At 65.9% G+C, this 19,163-nt stretch carries 20 protein-coding genes; 4 read left to right on the plus strand and 16 right to left on the minus strand.

Features of this window, described 5'->3' with window-relative positions:
* Positions 1–196: 196 nt before the first annotated feature.
* The 5 genes from BW970_RS11180 to BW970_RS11200 form a co-directional block, all read right to left on the minus strand.
* Positions 197–853, minus strand: coding sequence for a TorF family putative porin (locus BW970_RS11180; protein WP_076531308.1), 657 nt, complete (start codon positions 851–853; stop codon positions 197–199).
* A 198-nt stretch (positions 854–1,051) separates the two neighbouring features.
* Complete coding sequence (locus BW970_RS11185; protein ID WP_076531309.1) at positions 1,052–2,083, minus strand: MaoC family dehydratase; 1,032 nt, start codon at positions 2,081–2,083, stop codon at positions 1,052–1,054.
* A 113-nt stretch (positions 2,084–2,196) separates the two neighbouring features.
* Positions 2,197–2,400 (minus strand): DUF1737 domain-containing protein, encoded by a 204-nt coding sequence (locus BW970_RS11190; protein WP_076531311.1) that lies wholly within the window; start codon positions 2,398–2,400, stop codon positions 2,197–2,199.
* 4 nt (positions 2,401–2,404) lie between these two features.
* A complete protein-coding gene (locus BW970_RS11195; RefSeq protein ID WP_076531312.1) occupies positions 2,405–2,947 on the minus strand; it encodes an NnrU family protein in 543 nt (180 codons plus the stop codon).
* Positions 2,948–2,977: 30 nt separating this feature from the next.
* Positions 2,978–3,835 carry an HpcH/HpaI aldolase/citrate lyase family protein gene (locus tag BW970_RS11200; protein ID WP_076531314.1) on the minus strand — a complete coding sequence of 286 codons (858 nt, stop codon included), beginning with the start codon at positions 3,833–3,835 and terminating at the stop codon, positions 2,978–2,980.
* A 216-nt stretch (positions 3,836–4,051) separates the two neighbouring features.
* Here BW970_RS11200 and BW970_RS11205 point away from each other — a divergent pair, with 216 nt between their 5' ends.
* Positions 4,052–4,366 carry a hypothetical protein gene (locus BW970_RS11205; RefSeq protein WP_076531316.1) on the plus strand — a complete coding sequence of 105 codons (315 nt, stop codon included), beginning with the start codon at positions 4,052–4,054 and terminating at the stop codon, positions 4,364–4,366.
* Between the two features lie 49 nt (positions 4,367–4,415).
* Here BW970_RS11205 and lpdA read toward each other — a convergent pair whose 3' ends face one another.
* The 5 genes from lpdA to BW970_RS11230 all read right to left on the minus strand — a co-directional run bounded on the left by lpdA (position 4,416) and on the right by BW970_RS11230 (position 12,193).
* Complete coding sequence (lpdA, locus tag BW970_RS11210; RefSeq protein ID WP_076531318.1) at positions 4,416–5,810, minus strand: dihydrolipoyl dehydrogenase; 1,395 nt, start codon at positions 5,808–5,810, stop codon at positions 4,416–4,418.
* Positions 5,811–5,909: 99 nt separating this feature from the next.
* Complete coding sequence (locus BW970_RS11215; protein WP_076531320.1) at positions 5,910–6,488, minus strand: DUF924 family protein; 579 nt, start codon at positions 6,486–6,488, stop codon at positions 5,910–5,912.
* A gap of 54 nt (positions 6,489–6,542) precedes the next feature.
* Complete coding sequence (locus BW970_RS11220) at positions 6,543–7,769, minus strand: MFS transporter (RefSeq protein ID WP_076531322.1); 1,227 nt, start codon at positions 7,767–7,769, stop codon at positions 6,543–6,545.
* Between the two features lie 108 nt (positions 7,770–7,877).
* On the minus strand, positions 7,878–8,930 hold the full coding sequence (queA, locus tag BW970_RS11225) for a tRNA preQ1(34) S-adenosylmethionine ribosyltransferase-isomerase QueA (protein ID WP_076531325.1): 1,053 nt from the start codon (positions 8,928–8,930) through the stop codon (positions 7,878–7,880).
* Positions 8,927–12,193 carry a YhdP family protein gene (locus BW970_RS11230; RefSeq protein ID WP_144038940.1) on the minus strand — a complete coding sequence of 1,089 codons (3,267 nt, stop codon included), beginning with the start codon at positions 12,191–12,193 and terminating at the stop codon, positions 8,927–8,929. The genes queA and BW970_RS11230 overlap by 4 nt, the downstream gene beginning before the upstream one ends.
* Before the next feature lie 199 nt (positions 12,194–12,392).
* On the opposite strand from BW970_RS11230, the gene bcp reads away from it, so the two are divergent.
* Positions 12,393–12,854 carry a thioredoxin-dependent thiol peroxidase gene (gene bcp, locus BW970_RS11235; RefSeq protein ID WP_076531326.1) on the plus strand — a complete coding sequence of 154 codons (462 nt, stop codon included), beginning with the start codon at positions 12,393–12,395 and terminating at the stop codon, positions 12,852–12,854.
* Between the two features lie 162 nt (positions 12,855–13,016).
* Here bcp and BW970_RS11240 read toward each other — a convergent pair whose 3' ends face one another.
* From BW970_RS11240 to BW970_RS11260, 5 genes are all read right to left on the minus strand, one after another.
* The gene (locus tag BW970_RS11240; RefSeq protein ID WP_076531328.1) at positions 13,017–13,859 is read right to left on the minus strand and encodes an ATP-binding protein; all 843 of its coding nucleotides are present in this window, start codon (positions 13,857–13,859) and stop codon (positions 13,017–13,019) included.
* A 5-nt stretch (positions 13,860–13,864) separates the two neighbouring features.
* The gene (gene tatC, locus BW970_RS11245) at positions 13,865–14,710 is read right to left on the minus strand and encodes a twin-arginine translocase subunit TatC (RefSeq protein WP_076531330.1); all 846 of its coding nucleotides are present in this window, start codon (positions 14,708–14,710) and stop codon (positions 13,865–13,867) included.
* The gene (gene tatB, locus BW970_RS11250) at positions 14,707–15,123 is read right to left on the minus strand and encodes a Sec-independent protein translocase protein TatB (RefSeq protein ID WP_076531333.1); all 417 of its coding nucleotides are present in this window, start codon (positions 15,121–15,123) and stop codon (positions 14,707–14,709) included. The genes tatC and tatB overlap by 4 nt, the downstream gene beginning before the upstream one ends.
* Positions 15,124–15,148: 25 nt before the next feature.
* Complete coding sequence (locus BW970_RS11255; RefSeq protein WP_076531335.1) at positions 15,149–15,361, minus strand: twin-arginine translocase TatA/TatE family subunit; 213 nt, start codon at positions 15,359–15,361, stop codon at positions 15,149–15,151.
* A gap of 146 nt (positions 15,362–15,507) precedes the next feature.
* Entirely contained in the window at positions 15,508–15,942 is a 435-nt protein-coding gene (locus BW970_RS11260; protein ID WP_076531337.1) for an RrF2 family transcriptional regulator, read from the minus strand.
* A gap of 142 nt (positions 15,943–16,084) precedes the next feature.
* Here BW970_RS11260 and BW970_RS11265 point away from each other — a divergent pair, with 142 nt between their 5' ends.
* Positions 16,085–17,401, plus strand: coding sequence for an NAD(P)/FAD-dependent oxidoreductase (locus BW970_RS11265; protein ID WP_076531339.1), 1,317 nt, complete (start codon positions 16,085–16,087; stop codon positions 17,399–17,401).
* Positions 17,402–17,411: 10 nt separating this feature from the next.
* Positions 17,412–17,771, plus strand: a complete 360-nt coding sequence (locus tag BW970_RS11270; RefSeq protein ID WP_076531341.1) for a DUF5368 domain-containing protein — start codon at positions 17,412–17,414, stop codon at positions 17,769–17,771.
* 86 nt (positions 17,772–17,857) lie between these two features.
* On the opposite strand, the gene BW970_RS11275 is transcribed toward BW970_RS11270, so the two are convergent.
* Entirely contained in the window at positions 17,858–19,105 is a 1,248-nt protein-coding gene (locus BW970_RS11275) for an N-acetylmuramoyl-L-alanine amidase (RefSeq protein WP_076531343.1), read from the minus strand.
* Positions 19,106–19,163 lie beyond the last annotated feature (58 nt).

Genomic DNA, 19,163 nt, shown 5'->3' on the forward strand with positions numbered 1-19,163 from the left:
CGCCCCTTCTTTACCGCTTTTCACGCGACTGTCACGGGGCAAGCTGCTGCAAGTGCTGCCCGACAGGCGCTAACATGCCAAAAACAGGGATTTGTGATCACGCTTTTTTTGCCAGTGATCACATGCCGGGGCACGGCACGACCACGCAAAAGGGCCGCGACTCGGTGCCGCGGCCCCTGTGATCGGACAAAGCCGGTCAGTTGAACGAGAAGGCGTAGTCCAGCGACAGAACGGCCACGCCCTTGCTGACATCGGTGTCGTACCAGGTCAGGCCGATGCCGAAGGCGTCGTTGATCGCGTAACTGCCACCGACCGACCAGTATGTCATGCCGCCCTTGGTGACCTTGCCATAGGTGGCCCCCATCGAGAACTGGTCGGTAAAGGCGTAGTCTGCCGAGACCGACAGGTTGCTTTGCTTGGCCGGGTTGGTCGAGGTGCTGGGATTGTGCTTGATCTTGAGGCCCAGGCCCAGCTTGTCGGTCGCCGCCACGCCCATCGACAGGATGAGATCGCCGCAGCAGTTGCCGCTTTTGTTGTAATAGTAGCGGGTATAGCCGATGTCATAGCTGAGGATGCCCGCCTCGCCACGATATCCGAAATACAGATCAGTCTCGACCGAGTCGCCGCCCAGCAGCGCCTTGTCGACGTTCGACATCCAGGCGCCGAAGTAGAACCCGTTGATCTCGCCTTCGATCCAGGGCTGGACGGCGATGCCCTTGGTCTGTTCGATCCCGTCCGCGACATATTTGGAGGCAATGGTCGCCCCGCCCGAGAATTTCAACTCCTGGGCGGCAGCAAGGCCCGGCGCGGCAACGGCCAGGGCAAGAACGGAAGAGGCGATGATCAAGCGCATGATGTTCCTCGGATGCATGTCACTAAGGTAACGGAACCATGGCACTTGCGCCGCCACCAGCGGCCGATACGGGCGGTCACGCAGGACGCGGCAGGTGATGCAACCGCGCCACGCTGCAATCGCAAAGACGCAATGCCGCAGCGCAGCGCGGCGAATTTTCGCCCATATTGAAGGCAGTTACAGAATGGCTTGATCAGATCAGCGGGGAATCAGCGCCCAGTAATCCAGATCCAGCAACACCTCGGGGCGGTATTTCCCGTCCTCGCCCTTTAGCGCAAAAGGCGCGGCGCCTTGTTTGACCGCGACCAACCGCAACCGCAGCGCGCCCACACCCGGCGCCGCTGTCTCGGCCTTGTCCAGCACCTCGGACCACGCGCGGACCGTATCGCCGGAAAAACAGGGGTTGGCATGGGCCCCGGCGTTCAGCGCGACCATCATCTGCGCATTTGCCAAGCCGTTGAAGGACAGCGCCCGCGCCATAGAGATCACATGGCCCCCATAGATCAGCCGACGGCCGTCTTCGCGGAACGTGGCATCGAAATGCACCTTGGCCGTGTTCTGCCACAGCCGGGTGGCGATCATGTGTTCGGCTTCCTCGATGGTCACGCCATCGACATGGTCGATCTGCTCGCCGATCTCGTAATCGCCCCAGCGGTGCCGCTCGCCCGCCAATGCGAAATCATAGCCGCTGAAATCCAGCCCTTCTGGGACCACAAGATCGCTGGCCGGCACCACCTTGCGAAGCTCGGGCAGCACGGCCTCGGGCGCTGGCGCGTCCAGCCGGTTCTTGCGCACCATCACCCAGCGCACGTAGTCCAGCACAACATCGCCATCTTGGTTCAATCCGCGCGTGCGGACATAGACATTGCCCGATTTGCCGTTCGAATTTTCCTTCAGCCCGATGACAGTGCTTTCAGAGCGCAGCGTATCGCCAGGGTAGACCGGCCGCAGCCAGCGCCCCTCGGCATATCCCAGATTGGCAACCGCGTTCAGGCTGATATCGGGCACCGTCTTGCCAAAGACCACATGAAAGGCCGCAAGATCCTCCATCGGGCTTTGCGGCAAACCACAGCCCCGCGCAAATTCATCCGAGGAATAGAGCGCATGGCGCGACGGATAGATCGCATGATACAGCGCGCGCTCGCCGCCCGACACGGTGCGCGGCACGGCATGAACGATGGTCTCGCCGACGGTATAGTCCTCGAAGAACCGCCCCGGATTGGTCTTCATTGCGCTGCCCTTTGCTGTGAAATCTCAATGTTCGGTCTGGCGCCGCCCGTGCGGTGGCGGCGCCGATGCCCGTCTGACCATGGCCGGCGCCGGAAACCGGCGCAGCGGCGGGCCTAGTGGTCGCCCAGCTTGGTGTCCGGCGTGTAGATGCCGGGCACTTCCTTCACCACGGCCTGCGCACAGCGCATCACACCCCGCGCCGCATCGAACGCATAGGCCGGAGAGCCCTCAAGCGCCCACCCCTTGTTCAGCGCGGCCGTCACCTTGTGGCAAAAGGCCGATGTGTCATCCTCGGTCAGCAGTCGATACAGTTTCATAGGTTCACCCGAACGCTGGATAGCCCAGCATGTAATGCACGCCCGCAATGGCGCCGTAGACCAGAACAGTGCCCAGCAGCGCAAAGACCTCCATCTTCGGTCCCTTGCCCTTGGGCGGAACCCAGCGCGTGGCACGGTTGATCACGATCATCTCGACCACCGCCCACAGGGCGATTGCGCCGAACAGCACCAGCGAGGGCACATCGCCATTCACCAGCAGATGCGCAACGGCCCACAGCAAGGTGCCCAGCAACATCGGGTGGCGCAAACGCCGGGCCACCGCCGTTTTCATGCCCGAGGCCGCAAACAGATAGACCGACACCAGCATCAGCAGGTTGTTGATCCCGACCATGGCCGGGCTGCGGCCCCAATAGACGGCGCCATCGGCCGCGCGGTACCCCAGCACCATCAGCACCAGCGACACCAGCAGCAGGGCCGTGACCATCGCCCTGCCCTGATCGCCCATGCTGGCCCGCGCGCCGGGCGCCACTCGTTTGAACAGATGGGCGCCCCACCACAGGGCCAGTCCTAGAATCAGCAGGGTCATGGCTTGCCTCTCGCTCGCGTCTCGCCGGTGTTACCCCGCCGACAGGGCAGCAATCGCCTGCGCCTTGGCCAGCGTCGCCTGTGCGGTGACGATATGCAGATTCTCGACGATCTTGCCATCCACAACCGCAACGCCCTGCCCTTCGGCCTTTGCGGCGTCAAAGGCGGCGATCTGGCGGCGGGCAAGGTCAATCTCGGCCTCGGACGGCGCAAAGACCTCGTTCGCCACGGCCAGTTGATCCGGGTGGATCAGCGTCTTGCCATCAAAGCCCATGTCCCGGCCCTGCGTGCATTCGGCGCGCAGTCCCTCGGCATCCTTGAAAGCGTTGTAGACGCCGTCGACGATCGTCACCCCATGCGCCCTCGCAGCCAGCAGACACAGGCCCAGCCCGGTGATCATCGGCAGGCGGTCGGCACGGAACCGGGTGCCCAGATCCTTGGCCAGATCATTGGTGCCCATCACCATGCCCACAAGGCGCGGATGCGCGGCAATCCCCGCCGCGTTCAACATGCCCAGCGGGGTTTCCATCATCGCCCACAGATCGACATCGGGGATCAGGTCGGCCACCGCCTGGACATCCGCCGCCGAATTGACCTTGGGGATCAGGATCGCCTCCAGCGGCACGCCCACCATGGCCGCCACATCGTCACGGCCCCAGTCGGTGTCCAGCCCGTTGATCCGCACGATCCGCGCGCGCTGGCCATAGTCGGCGCTGCGCAGGGTTTCGGCCAGCAGCGCACGGGCGCGCGGCTTTTCCTCGATGGCAACCGCATCTTCGAGATCGAAGATGATGGCATCCGCGGGCAGCCCCTTGGCCTTTTCCAATGCCCGCTCTTTCGAGCCGGGAATGTACAACACCGAACGCCAAGGGTGCGACAACCGATCCATGATTCCCTCCGGGCAATTTTGTTGCGCCAAAGATCACGTTTGCGACCGATCACGCAAGCCCCTTTCCGCCGCAGCGCGGCGAGCGGGGGATTAACCCGGCGTTTGCCGACAGCAGACATGATAGGGACATGCGCCATGACGGCGCCCATTCCACCAGCGCAGACCTTGCGCCGGGCAGCGGCCCGGCCTGGCCCTGCACATCCGAAAGGCAGACCGATGGATAAACTCTTTGCCCTCTCGCTTGGCTTTGCCGGGCTGATCCTGGCCACCCATGCCGGGCATGGCCAGCCCGCGCCAAACTGCGGTCCGCGCGCCCAGGTGCTGGCGCTGTTGGCCGACCGCCATCAGGAAACCCGGCGGGGCATGGGGCTATCCGGCCCGCATCAGGTGGTCGAGCTGTTCGCGGCCGATCCTTCGGGCAGTTGGAGCCTGACCGTCACCCTGCCCGACGGGCGCATGTGCCTGATCGCATCGGGTCAGGCGTGGCAGCCCGTGGCCGACAGCCTGCCACCCCAGGACACCCCCGCATGATCCGCGCGGCACCCCTCCCCGCCGTCGGAGGACGGGCGCAGTAGCCCGATCACATGTGCAAGGCGCGGCCGTAGGCATCCAGCACGGATTCATGCATCATCTCCGACAGGGTCGGATGCGGGAACACCGTTTCCATCAGCTCGGCCTCGGTGGTTTCCAGCGTGCGCCCGACGACATAGCCCTGGATCAGCTCGGTCACTTCGGCACCGACCATATGCGCGCCCAGCAACTCGCCGGTCGTGGCATCGAACACCGTCTTGATCATGCCTTCCGGCTCGCCCAGGGCAATCGCCTTGCCATTGCCGATAAAGGGGAAGCGCCCCACCTTGACCGTATGCCCGGCCGCCTTGGCCTTTTCCTCGGTCAGCCCGACGCTGGCCACCTGGGGATGGCAATAGGTGCAACCGGCAATCGAGTTCGGCTTGATCGGGTGCGGATGCTGCCCGGCGATCAGTTCGGCCACCATCACCCCTTCGTGGCTGGCCTTGTGCGCCAGCCAGGGCGCCCCGGCAATATCGCCGATGGCATACAGCCCCTTGACCCCTGTGCGGCAATATTCATCCGTCACGACATGGGTGCGGTCAAGCTTGACGCCCAGATCCTCCAGCCCCAGCCTTTCGACATTGCCGACGATACCAACCGCCGAAATCACCGTGTCATAGACGCGGGTTTCCACCTTTCCACCGATCTCGATATGCGCTGTCACCTTGTCGGCGGCGCGGTCCAGCTTTTTCACCGTGGCCTTTTCCAAGATGGTCATGCCCTGCTTGACGAACTGCTTTTTCGCAAAGGCCGCAATCTCGGCATCCTCCACCGGCAGGATGCGGTCCATCACCTCGACCACCGTGGTCTTGGCGCCCAGGGTATTGTAGAAACTGGCAAATTCGATCCCGATGGCGCCCGAGCCGATCACCAGCAGATCCTTGGGCATCCGCTTGGGTTGCAGCGCGTGCTTGTAGGTCCAGACCCGGTCGCCATCCGCCTCCAGCCCCGGCAATTCACGGGCGCGGGCGCCGGTGGCCAGCACGATGGCAGGGGCTGCCAGATCCTCGACGCCCTTGTCGGTCTTGACGCTGACCACGCCTTGCGCGGGCAGCGTTGCCGCGCCCATCACGACGGTGATCTTGTTCTTCTTCATCAGGTGGCCGATGCCGCCCGACAGTTGTTTCGCCACGCCGCGCGACCGCGCGACGACCGCATCCAGATCATAGCCGATGCCATCGGCCTTCAACCCGAATTCCTTGGCGCGGTGCATCAGGTGGAACACTTCGGCGCTGCGCAACAGCGCCTTGGTCGGGATGCAGCCCCAGTTCAGGCAGATGCCGCCCAGGTGCTCGCGCTCGACGATGGCAACACTCAACCCCAGTTGCGCGCCCCGGATCGCGGCCACATAGCCGCCCGGACCCGCACCGATCACGATCATATCGAACTTTCTGGCGGCCATTTTCCCCTCCCTCAAGAAAGTGGTTTACCGTTAAACTATTTTCTCAAACGCGGCAATTCCCTTGCGGACTGCCCGCCATGCTCTCTGCGCATGGCGGTTTCACTCCGGAGATTTCAGCGACTCCACGACCGACATGTAGCCACCACCGTCGAGAAACGCCTGTTCGTCTGCGGTCATTTCGCGTCCGAATGCCGCGTTGCGATAGGGAAAACGGCCAAAGCGGCGGATGATCTCGGTATGCGCCCTCGCGTGGAGCACGTTCGAGGCCCCGGTTTCCGGCATTCGTTCAACCATCAAATCAATACATTCCTCCTGATCGGCCAGGTCTTCGGAATGCATGAACGGCAGGTAAAAGAACTGGCGCTCGGGCTCTGGCACTTCCATGTCCCAGCCCGCTGCGATCGCTTTGCGCGCGGCCGCCAGCGCCATGGCATCGGTGGAAAACGCCTTGGCGCTGCCACGCCACATGTTGCGCGGGAACTGGTCGGTCACCACGATGAAGGCAAGCACACCGGCCGGTCCTTCGGTCCAATGGTCCAGTCCGCCATCCGCCGCCGCCTGCCACAGATCTCCGAAACGGTCGCGGATCCCGGCATCCAGTTCCTCGCCGCCCGCATACCAGCCTTCGGGCCCAAGCTCGCCCAGCCAGTAGTCCAGCACTTCAACCGGATCGCTCATGCCGAAATCCTCCTGTTTCCGGCACCCTGACAGCTTTGCGGCCACCGCGCAATCTCAGCCGTCGGACCCGCGCTCCATGACAGCCTCCACCGCGATGGCCGAGGCGGTCGGCGCGATGGGGTGGTAGCCCGGCGCACCCGGCGGTGTTTCGCGCCGCGTCATCCGCCACCCCACATAGAGGCCCAACGCCCCCAGCAGCAGGGCGATAAAGGCAAAGAACCCCGACGGCCCCAGCATGTCCATCATCCAGCCTGTCGCCAGGGGCCCGACCACCGCCCCCAGCCCGTTCAGGAACAGCAGCCCGGCAGACGCGCCCGCCATTTCCTCCTTGGGCAGGAAGTCGTTGGTATGCGCGATCAGCAGCGCATAGATCGGATTGACGATGCCCCCCAGCAGAACGGCAATGACGACCAGCAGCGCGAACCCGGTCTGCACCAACGATGCCAACAGCATCACCGCCGCACCCGCCAGCGACAAAAGCAGGATCAACCGCCGCCGGTCCATGCGGTCCGACAGCCAGCCGACCGGGAATTGCAGCACCAGGCCGCCCGCATACATCGCCCCGACGAAGATAGAGATCTCGGGCACCGTCAAGCCCACGGTCATGCCCCAGACCCCCGCCATGCCCATCATCGCGGCATAGACCCCGCCGGTCAGCAACATCCCGGCGCAGCCCAGCGGCGACACGGCGAACAACCGCGCAAAGCCCATGCGCTGCGTGGTGTCGAACACCGGCGCAGGCGAGGCGGACAACAGAATCGGCAGGAACGCCAGGCTGACCAGCACCGACGGTAGGATGAACGGAATGAACCCCGACGGATCGCCGACATTCAACAGCACCTGGCTGGCGATGATCCCGATCATCTGCACGATCATGTAGGCCGACAGCGCCTGCCCCCGTGTCTCGTTGGTGGAGGCGTTGTTCAGCCAGCTTTCGGCGGTGACATAGACGCCGGAAAAGCAGAAACCGATCAGGATCCGCATCGCCGTCCACGACCAGACCTCGGGCGCCACCGGATACAGAACCAGCACCGCCGAGATCAGCGAGCCCAGCGCGGCAAAGACCCGAACATGCCCCACGCGCTGGATCAGCACCGGCGCCAGCCGCGAGCCCCCCAGAAAGCCCAGGAAATAGCCCGCCATGACAATCGACATCTGATAGGTCGAAAACCCTTCCAGCGCGCCCCGGATCCCCAGCAAAGATCCCTGGATGCCATTGCCGACCATCAGCAGCATGACCCCCGCCAACAGCGGCCACGACGTTCCCAGAACCTTGATCATGGCAGGTCTCCTCCCCGGCAGATGCGCGCGCAGCCATATCCGCCAGCGCGCCGCAGCGAAAGCGTGTCGAACTTCACATCGGCGCCAGCGCGCCTCGAACGGCGCCGATTACCCCTTGGGCAACAGCAGCGACGCATCGCCATAGGAAAAGAACCTGTAGCCCTGCGCAACGGCATGGGCATAGATCCGGTCGATCCGGTCCTTGCCCATCAGCGCGGACACCAGCATCAGCAGCGTGGATTTGGGCAGATGGAAATTGGTCATCAGCCCATCGGCAATGCGAAACCGATAGCCGGGGTAGATGAAGATGTCGGTTTCGCCCTGCCAGGGCATCAGGCCGTCATCCCCCGCCGCACTTTCGATCAGGCGCAGAGCCGTGGTGCCCACCGGGATGATCCGCCCGCCTGCGGCACGGGTTGCGTTGATCTCTGCGGCGGCACGTTCCGTCACTTCACCCCATTCGGAATGCATCCGGTGGGTCGTCACGTCATCGACCTTGACCGGCAGAAAGGTTCCGGCACCGACATGCAGCGTGACTTCGGTAAAGGCAACGCCCATGGCGGCGAGGGCGGCAAGCAGGTCTTCATCGAAATGCAGGCTGGCGGTCGGGGCGGCCACCGCCCCGGAGTGGCGGGCAAAAACCGGCTGATAATCCTGATCGTCCTGCGCATCGGGCGCGCGCAAGGCCGCGATATAGGGCGGCAGGGGCATGGTGCCCGCTTCGGCCAGCGCCGCATCGAAATCGGCGCCGTTCAGGTCAAAGTCCAGCACCACATCCTCGGCGCCGCGCGCCACGACCAGCGCCGACAGCCGCTCGGAAAACACGATACGCTCGCCTTCCTTGAGCTTGCGCAACGGCCGCGCCAGGGCCCGCCACCCCCCCGACGGCACAGGTTCCATCAGGGTGATTTCCACCTTGGCCTCGACCATGCCTTGCGCGCTGTTGCGCAAGCGGCGCCCGGTCAGCCTGGCCGGAATGACCTTGGTGTTGTTCAGCACCAGCCGATCACCGGGGCGCAGGGCCGCGCACAGGTCATGCACATGCGCATCTGCAATCGCATCGCCGCGCGCCACCAGCAACCGCGCGGCACTGCGCGGCCTTGCAGGCCGGGTAGCGATCAGATGCTCGGGAAGGTGGTAATCGAAATCGTCAAGTTTCATTGGGTGATCCGGGCCGCCGGGCGGCGCAGCAGGTCGCGGAAGAAGCCGGGCGCCAGCACCGACAGCGGATTGACTGTGACTTGCGGCGCGGCTGAACTGCCCCGCACGCGATAGGTGAAGCCGACCAACCCCTCTCCGGGACGGGTCAGCACCGATCCGATACCGTTGATCAGATAGAAAGGCGAGATCACGCCGCGCAGATTCAACTGATCGGCGGCCAGGGAATACACCCCCTCCAGCGAGACCCCGAACGACGCGCCGACGGCCCGCCCTTCGCGCAGTTCCACGGCATCGGGGGTCAGCAGGAACCCGCCTTTCGCCTCGGAGAACACAAGACCAGAGGTTGCCAGCTGGTCGATCAGCCCGACGATGGAAATCGCATTCAGCAATTCGGCCAGGGCTGGCATGTCGCGCACCAGAAAGCCGGTCATGTCCACCGTCCCCTCATAGGTGCCCGGCGCCCCGGTGGGTGTCAGCGCCAGATCCAGCTTGCCCCCCGATGCCTTGGCGAACAACCCGGCGGCGGCCAGCATCGCCCCGCCATCCTCGGCCTGAATGCGAAAGGCGGTGCCCCGCGCGCCCGGCACCATCTGGCCGGTCAACGGGGCCTTGCCGTTCAACGATCCGCGGAACGGCCCGTCCATTCCCCCCCTGCCGGTTTTCACCGTGGCGCGCACGCCATGCAGCGCGATCCCGCCAGAGACCTGCACCCGATCCAACGCCACATCCAGCGCCCCGCCGCCCGTGCCACCGCCGCCCGGCACGCCGCCCCCCTTGGGCAGATGACGCAAATCCAGGGTGCCACCCGTCAAACGTGCCACCGGGGCGCGGCCCTTGCCCTGACCCGTCAGGTCGGCCTGCGCATCCAGCCAGCCGCCCAGCCGCAGCCGCGACAGCGCAAGACGGTCCAGCCCGCCATCCGCCGTCAGGTGAACCGTGCCCTCGGCGCTCAGCCCCGGCCCTTGCAGGACCACGCGGTCCAGCGTCACCGGCGCCTTCAGCGTGCCCCGCAGATCCAGCTTGCCGCGCGCGCCTGCCCCCATGGACCAGCCAAGCTCGGGGATCCGCACGCCGACACCCGCCAGATCCGACCGCAGCTCCAGCACCGGGGCGCCGCCTCGGGGCAGATCGACCGTAAAGCTGGCCGACCCGGACCCCGACACCGCATCGTCACCCAGACCCGCCAGAAACTCGGACGCGACGCCCTTGTCCAATGTCATCGTGCCGACAATCCGGCTGTCACCGCCCTGCCCCGGCCCCAGCGGCAGCGTCCAGCCCGCATCAAAGGCAACCTGCCCCAGCCGCCCCCGCCCCGCGATTGCCACGGCAGACGGATCGGCGCGCAGGTCGAGCCGATCGGCAGTCAGCATACGCCCCGGCACCAGACTGTCGGACCGCACATCCTCCAGCGTGCCAAGAACGGTGAACGTCACATCCTGGAGCTGCAACCGTTGCGCCAGCGGCAGCCGCAATTCCGTCACCAGCCGCGCGCGCCCGTCGCCCAGATCGGGGGCCAACCCCGCCTTGGTCAGAAACCCGAACGGCGGCTGATCCAGCAGCGACAATGCCGCGGCGACACTGCTTTCGGTTTGCAGGGTAATCTCGGCGGGTGCCGGCTTGGCGTTGATGTCCGGCACGCGAAAGACCGACCGCGCCACGGTGATCTGCCCCCCGACAGGCGGGGTGACATGGCCGTCTTCAACCACCGTGGTATAGGTCTGGCCTTCGATCGTTGCATAGCCGCGCCCGCTCTGGATCGGCGGCAGCGTGGGCATGAAGCGGACATCGGCATCCTCGAACTCGTAGCCCAGCGACAGCCGGGGCTCCTGCCCGGGGCGCAGACGCAAGCCTGCCTTGACATCGAACAGCAACCCCTGCTGCACGTTGTCGGTCAGCCAGGCGCGGGTATTCGGCACCAGCCCCACGGGCCACAACGCCAGCAAGCGGTCATGCCGGATCGCGTCAAGTTCAAGGTCCACCGCGACGGTCCAGCCTTGTGCCCCCGCCTGAACCCCGCCGCGCGCCAGCAGATGCCGCCCATCCTCGACCAGCGACAACTGCCCCAGGTCCACGGAAAACGGATCCAGCCGCAGGCGGATATCCATCGCACCTTCGGAGAACCGGACCGGCTCGGCAAAGACCCCCTCGGGGTTGAACACCACATCGCCGAAGCGGATCTGCGCCACGAACGCCTCGGGCGCGGTCGGCGCGGGGCCGACCACATCGGCATGGGCGCTGGCCGTCAGACGCAAGGCCGGGCTGTCAACGGCAAGGCGGCTGGCCGTGAACCGCGCGCGCACCGGATCATAGCCAAAGACGATTTCGGCCGACCGGATCGGCAGCGGACGGGCACCATCTACCGGGCTAAGCGCCCCGGACCCGATCGACAGCGATCCTTCCAGCCCGGTGACGGCACCATCCTCCCCCAGTTCCCCGCGCAGATCCCCCGAGATCGGCGCATCCAGCACCCCAAGCCAGCCCAGAAGCGGCGTCTGGGCGGCAATATCGGCAGCCGCGACCCCATCGACCCGCACCGACAGCCGCGCGCCCTGGCCACCATGCCGGATCCCGAAGCGCATCTGCGCCGTGCCGGGGGCCGCTCCGCCACCGACCAGCCCCATGCCCAGATCCACGACCGTTTCCTCTGGCGACCGGATCAGCGCAATGCGCCCGTCGCCCACCGTCCAGACCCGGCCTGCCCGCCGGTCATCCAGCGAAAACGTCACGGCCTGCGCTTCGATCGTCTGCAAGGTGGCCAGCGCCGGAAGCTCGAAAAAGACATCCACCCGCTCCAGCACCTCGGCCAGACTGCCGGGCGCGCCTGCGCCATCGCCCAGGTCGAAATCCAGCCGCCCGTCCGCCTCGCGCCGCAATCCGATCTGCGCCCCCGACAGGCGCACGGCCACCGGCTCGATCCGGCCACGCAACAGGGCGGCACCGGAAAACCGCGCCTGCGCCTCTGGCAACACCAACAGTCCCCCGCCGCCCGGACGGCTGAGCCGCAGATCCTCCATGCGCAACTCCGGCAGGCGCGACGGGCTCAGCACCACCTCCAGCCCGCCAACGGACACGGCCGCCTGCCCGCCAAGTGCTGCGTTCAGGCGCTGTTCGGCCTCGGCCACGATCCAGACCGGCAAGGCAACGGGGCGACCGGAAAACAGCGCCGCGCCCGCCGCCAACAGACCGGTGAACACCAGAAAGGCCACGGCGCCCGCAATCGTCGCCCGGATCAACCGGCGCTGCCAGGACAAGCGGGGGCGCATAGGCCGCCGCCGGCGCCCCCCCGTGGCAGCGGCCGACGTGGGCGGGGCAACGGGGTCTTGCCCCGGTGTCTCTGGCGCTGTGCTGCGGCCCGCCACCTTGCCCATACCGATCTGCGATCCTATTTTTCCTTGGCCCGGCTTTATCTTCGCCGATCCGGAGCTGAAACACAAAAGATCGTCAGTCCAAAGGAGACCCCCGATGCCCGACACCGGAGACATGGCCCCCGACTTCACCCTGCCCCGTGATGGCGGCGGAAGCATCACCCTGTCTGCCTTGCGCCCCGGCAAGGTGGTGGTCTATTTCTATCCCAAGGACGACACCCCCGGCTGCACGACCGAGGCCCTGGACTTCACGGCACGCCGCGCAGAATTCGAGGCGGCAGGCGTCACCGTGATCGGACTGTCGAAAGACAGCCCCGCCAGCCACGACAAGTTCTGCCGCAAGCATGGTCTTGGCATTGTTCTTGCGTCGGACGAAAACGGCACCACCTGCGAAGACTATGGCGTATGGGGCGAAAAATCCATGTATGGCAAGACCTTCATGGGCATCACCCGCGCCACGTTCCTGGTGGATGGCGAAGGGCGGATCGCGCGCGTCTGGCCCAAGGTCAAGGTCGCGGGCCATGCCGACGAGGTGCTGGAAGCCGCGCGCGCGCTGTGACCCTGGCTGCGGGGGGCCACTCGCGCGCCCCCGCGCCTCTCCATCAGCGCCAAGACAAGGAATGCCCCTGCCCCGCGCGCCCGCTCCGCGCCATGTTGCCCTGATCCAGATTCGCGCCACAGGGCTACCGCCCCGGCGAAGGGGCACCGCGCCGGGAGGGGGTCAGCCGACAGCCACCCCGCGTCGGCCCGCCAGATCGCAAAAGAACTGCCAGGCGACACGGCCCGACCGGCTGCCGCGCGTGGCCTGCCATTCGATGGCCTCTGCCCGCAGGGTATCGGGGGCAACCTTCAGGCCATGGGCGGCGCAATAGCCCTCGATCATCGCCAGATAGGCATCCTGATCGCAAGGATGAAAGCCCAGCCAAAGGCCGAAACGATCCGAGAGCGAGACCTTTTCCTCGACCGCCTCCGAAGGGCTGATCGCGCTGGAGCGTTCATTCTCGATCATGTCGCGGGGCATCAGGTGGCGGCGGTTGGAGGTCGCGTAGAACAGCACATTCGCCGGGCGCCCTTCGATGCCGCCGTCCAGCACCGCCTTCAGCGCCTTGTAATGCTGGTCGTCGTGGCTGAACGACAGATCGTCACAGAACAGCAGGAAGCGGGTGTCCGACGCCGCGCGCAGATGGGCGAGCAGCCGCCCGATGCTGGCCAGATCCTCGCGGCCGATCTCGACCAGCTTCAGGTCGGTGCCTTCGGCACGCACCGCGGCATGGGCAGCCTTGACCAGCGAGGATTTCCCCATCCCCCGCGCGCCCCAGAGCAGCGCATTGTTGGCGGCAAATCCGCGCGCGAACTGGCGGGTGTTGGTCAGCAGCGTGTCGCGCGCCCGATCCACCCCGACCAGCAGGCCGATATCGACACGCGCCACATCCTGCACCGCTTGCAGGTGATCGGGATCGGTATGCCACAAGAAGGCATCGGCAGTCGAAAAGTCGGGCGCAGGCATCGGACGGGGGGCAAGGCGTTCCAGCGCCTCGGCAATACGCAGCATCGGGTCAGTCACGTCGATCAGTCCTCGTCCTCATCCATCCACAGACCCTCGGCCCGCAGTTTCGCCTCGCGTTTGCGCTCGATGCGACGGATCAGCCAGATCGAGATCTCGTACAGCGGATAAACCGCCCCGAACAGGATCACCTGGCTCATCATATCCGGCGGAGTCACCAGCGCCGCGACCAGCAGGATGATCACGACGGCATATTTGCGCATCGCCCCCAGCCCGCGCGAACTGACGATGCCCGCCTTGCCCAGCAGGGTCAGCAGCACCGGCAGCTGGAAACAGATGCCGAAGGCCATGATGAACTTGGTGGTCAGCGACAGATATTCCTCGACCGAGCCCTGAAAACCGATGGCGGCAAGCTGGTTGGTGCCTTCGGTCGCCTCCAGCCCGCCTTGCTGGAAGTTGAGGAAGAAGGCGAAGGCGATGGGCAGCACGATGTAATAGGCAAAGGCCGCGCCCAGAAAGAACATCACCGGCGAGGCCAGCAGGAACGGCAGCAAGGCCCCCTTTTCCGAACGGTACAGCCCCGGCGCGACAAAGCGCCACAGTTGATAGCCGATCACCGGAAAGGACAGCGCGAACCCGCCCAGCACCGAAATGCGGATGGCGACGAAGAAGCCTTCCTGAAGCTTGATCAGAACCAGCCCGCAATCCTGCCCACGTTCCGACAGCGCCTGACAGATCGGCTGGGTCAGAAAGTTGAAGATCGGATTCCAGACGGTAAAGCACAGCACCATCGCGACCAGAAAGGCCACGACAGACCAGATCAGCCGGGTGCGAAGTTCTGCCAGATGTTCGATCAGCGGGGCGGCGGTATCGTTGATCTCTTCGGCGTTCAGACTGGGGTCGGCATTCATGCTTGGGCCTTGGGGTCTTCCGTGACAGCGTCGGGGGTGGCGGCCGGCTGCGGGTCAGGCGCGACGGATGCCGCAGCGGCGGGGGCAGCGGTCACGGCCGAGACAGCGGCCTTGGCCGCGGAGCTGACAGGGCGGCGCGGATCCCATTTCTCGAACTTGTCCGCGGCCCCCTTCAGCGCATCCAGCCCCGCAGTGGCCTCTGTGGTCGAGGATTTCAGATCCTTGGCCACGTCCTTGATCCCCGAATCATCCGCCGCCTGATCCATGGCGCGTTGAAATTCCCGCGCCATTCCACGCGCCCGAGCGGTGAACCGGCCAAGGGTCTTGAACATCACGGGCAGATCCTTCGGACCCACCACGATCAGCGCAACCACCCCGATGATCAGCAGTTCGGACCAACCGATGTCCAGCATCGCGGTTCCTCCGGCCCGGCCCCGATCAGACCTTGTCTTTCTCGGGGGTGGGCGTCACGTCGCGCGCCGCATCGGCGGCCTTGTTGATTTCGGTGGTCTCCTCGCTCACGCCTTTCTTGAAGGCGGTGATGCCCTTGCCCACCTCGCCCATCAAGGCGCTGACCTTGCCGCGCCCGAACAGCACCAGCACGATGACAGCGATCAGCAGAAGGCCGGGCAGGCCGATATTGTTCAGCATGGGATTGCTCCTTGCATGGCCCCCGCAGGGGATTTCATCCTGATACCGATGTACGCCCAGATCGCTGCCGCCGAAAGACCGCAGACGCGGGCGCCGCAGATACCTGACAGCTATATGTCAGTTGCCCCAGGGATTGGCCAGGCCGATCACGCCGCGCACAGCAGCTCTTGCAGCCCGTCATTCCCGGCGACCAGATCCGACAGCGTCACCGTGTCCAGCCGCGCATAGAATGCCTCAAGCGCCTCTGTCATCACGCATTTCAGCTTGCAGCAGGCCCGCAGCGGACAGGCGCCGCCACCAGGCAGGAAACACTCGGCAAAGGGAACCTCGGCCTCCATCTCGCGAAACACCGCGCCAACGGTGATCTGCTCCATCGGGCGCCCCAGCATCAGCCCGCCCGACCGCCCCCGCCGCGTGGTCAGAAATCCCTTTTGCCCCAGCGCATGGATCACCTGCGCCAGATGGTTTTCCGAAACGTCGCAGGCTTCGGCAATGTCGTGCTTGCGCACCAGCCGCCCGGAATTCACCGCACAGTACATCAACGCCCGCATCGCCAGATTGGTCCGTGTCGTCAATCGCATCGTCACCTCCGCCTGCCGGCGCGTGCCGGCATCCTGAAAACCTGCAACAGGATGCCATCATTTTCCTGCAAGCGTTTTGACATGCATCAAGGCCACAGCATATATCACATGCGAATTTGAGAATGTGAATGGAGGAGTCCCCATGTCCCGCATCCCCGTCGGCGCCGCGTCGCGCCGCACCTTTCTGGGCCTGGCCGGAGGGTTGGCCGCACTGGCCGCCGCCCCCGGCCCGGCCCGCGCCCAGACTGTCCAGACCAAGGCCCGCATCGTGATTCTCGGTGCCGGGGCGGGCGGGACGGCCTTTGCCAACCGCCTCGCCCGTCGGCTCGACGGCGCAACGATCACCATCGTCGATGGCCGGCAAGAGCATTGGTATCAACCCGGCTTCACCCTGATCGCCGCAGGTCTCAAACCGGCCGCCTATTCCGTGACCCGGACCACCGACTGGCTGCCGCAGGCGGTGCGCCTGATCCCTGAACATGCGGCCGCCATCGACCCGGTGGCAAAATCGGTCACCACCACCGGCGGCACGCGGCTGGAATATGACTATCTGATCGTCGCCACCGGCCTCGCGCTTGACTGGGACGCGGTCGAAGGCTTCTCGACCGACATGATCGGCCAGAACGGCATCGGGGCGCATTACCACAGCCCCCAGGCGGCCGAAGCGACCTTCCGCGCCATGGATGCCTTTGTCTCCAGGGGGGGCAATGCGCTGATCGGGCGCCCGGCCACGGAAATGAAATGCGCGGGCGCCCCGCTGAAACTGGCCTTCCTGCTGGAGGACATGGCCACCCGCAAGGGCAACCGGGCCAATGTGTCCATCACCTACACCGCCCAGAACAAGACCCTGTTCGGCGTGCCGATCGTGTCGGAAAAGGTGCGGATGCTGTTTGGCGAACGCGGCATCGCCACCGCCTATGATCATGTGCTGAAATCCATCGACCCGGCCCGCAAGGTGGCAACCTATGCCACACCCGACGGCGACCGGGATCTGCCCTGGGATTTCATCAACGTCATCCCGCCCCAGCGCGCCCCGCAGGTCGTGCGCGAGTCGGGCCTGTCCTGGGCCGACAAATGGGTCGATCAGGGCTGGCTGGAGGTGGACCAGAAAACCCTGCGCCACCTGCGCCACCCCGAGGTCTTTGCCATCGGCGATGTCGCAGGCGTGCCCAAGGGCAAGACCGCCGCCTCGGTCAAATGGCACCAGCCCGTCGTCGAGGATCATCTCGTCGCCCAGATTCAAGGCCGCGAGGGCCGCGAGACCTTCAACGGCTATACATCCTGCCCGCTGATCACCCGCGTCGGCCGCGCGATGCTGATCGAATTCGACTACAAGGACAATCTGGTGCCCAGCTTCCCCGGCATCATCCCGCCGCTCGAAGAGCTGTGGATTTCCTGGCTGATGAAGGAAGTCGCCCTCAAAGCCACCTACAACGCCATGCTGCGCGGCGACGCCTGAGGAGAGACCGATGAAAGACCTGACCCTCACCACCCTGCTGGCCGTCTTCGAGGAAATGTTCGGGCGCAGCCTGTTCTGGGCCCTGGTCGGCCTCGCCGCGCTGGTGACGCTGCTCTACCTCTATGTCCTCGTCCGCGACCGCGCGGTCAGTTGGCGCAAGTTCCTGCTGGCCCAGCTTGCCATGCCGCTGGGCGCCATCGCCGCCGTCTGGTTCGTCTTCGCCATCACCCGGTCCGGGCTGACCGACATCGGCGGTGCCATCGACCTGATCGTCCTGCTGGGGATCGCCGCCGCAGGCGCGGTCGGTGCGGCAATCCTCGTCTATACCGTCCAATCTCTGCTGCATCGTCCCGGCGCAGACCGGGCCTGACAGCGCCGGTTTCATCTTGCCGGAAATATCCTCAGGGGGTCCGGGGGCAGAATGCCCCCGGCGCGTCCCGCCTGGCCCGCCCGTGCCTATTGCCGCAACAACCCCACCGCCGCCGCATCCTCGACCGCCCAGCCCGCCAGCCCCGCGACAATGGCACCGGCCATCTGCGCCCGCCAGGCCGGATCGGTCAGCCGCGCCAGATCGCGGGGGGAGGACATATAGCCCAGTTCGATCAGCACCGACGGGATGTCCGGCGCCTTCAGCACCGAAAACGCCGCCGCGCGCCGGGGCACCTTGTGCAGGGTCAGCCGGGCCTCCCGCATCGCCGCCACCAGCGCCTCGGCCAGCCGGCCTGCACGGGGCGAGGTTTCGCGCCGCGCCATGTCCATCAGCACCCCGGCAATCAGATCGTCCTGCCCCGTCAGATCCACCCCCGACATCAGCGCATCGCGGTCATGTCGCTCGGCCAGCGCGGCCGAGGCCTCGTCCGACGCTGCCGCGGCCAGGGTATAGACCGTCGCCCCCGTCGCCACCCCTTCGGGCAGCGCATCGGCATGAAGCGACAGGAACACATCCGCCACCGCCTGATGGGCAATCGCCACGCGGGTTTCCAGCGGCACGAAACTGTCATCCTCGCGGGTCATCACGACGCGGGCGACACCCGCGCGCACCAACGCCTCTTTCAACTCGCGCGCAAAGGTCAGCATCAGCTGCGCCTCGCTGTGGCCATCGCGTTCGGCACCTGGATCCAGCCCGCCATGGCCGGGGTCCAGCACCACCACCAGCGGCCCCTGCCCCCGAGGCTTGCGCGGCGGCGCCACCCGTGCCGGTTTCGGCAAGGTCCAGCCAGGCGGATCGGGGCGGGCCACCTCGGCGGCAAAATCGGCAGCGGCGGCGGGCGCCAGACGCAGGCGCAACAGCGCCTCCTCGCCACCGCGCTGCGCGGTCCGCAACTCGGCTTCGGCGACCAGCCGGGGGCGATCCAGCGCAACGACAAGCCGCGACCAGCCATCGCGCACCGGGCCTGCGCGCAGATCCGTCACCTGCCCCGGCACACCGGCCATCAACCGGGCCGTATCGAGCCCCCGGAAATCCACCTCGCGGAAATCGACCACCAGACGCGGCGGCCCTGCCAGAAAACGCAGGCGCCAGGGCACGGCATGGCTCAGCGCCAGATCCAGCGCCAGCACCTCGTCCTCGGCCCACAGCCGGCTGGCAGTGCCATCCGCCCGCGCAAGCGCCGAAAACTGGGGGGATTGCGCCAGCGCGGCCCCTGATGCCAGCCCTGCCGCCAGCACCAGCACAGCGATGGCCCGTGCGAATGTTCCGATCATGCCCGCCTGCCTTTTTGCCGGAACTGTGCCACAGGCAGGGTGCCCGGCGAAAGCCCCC

The organism is Gemmobacter megaterium (genome assembly GCF_900156815.1).
Taxonomy (GTDB): Bacteria; Pseudomonadota; Alphaproteobacteria; order Rhodobacterales; family Rhodobacteraceae; genus Wagnerdoeblera; species Wagnerdoeblera megaterium.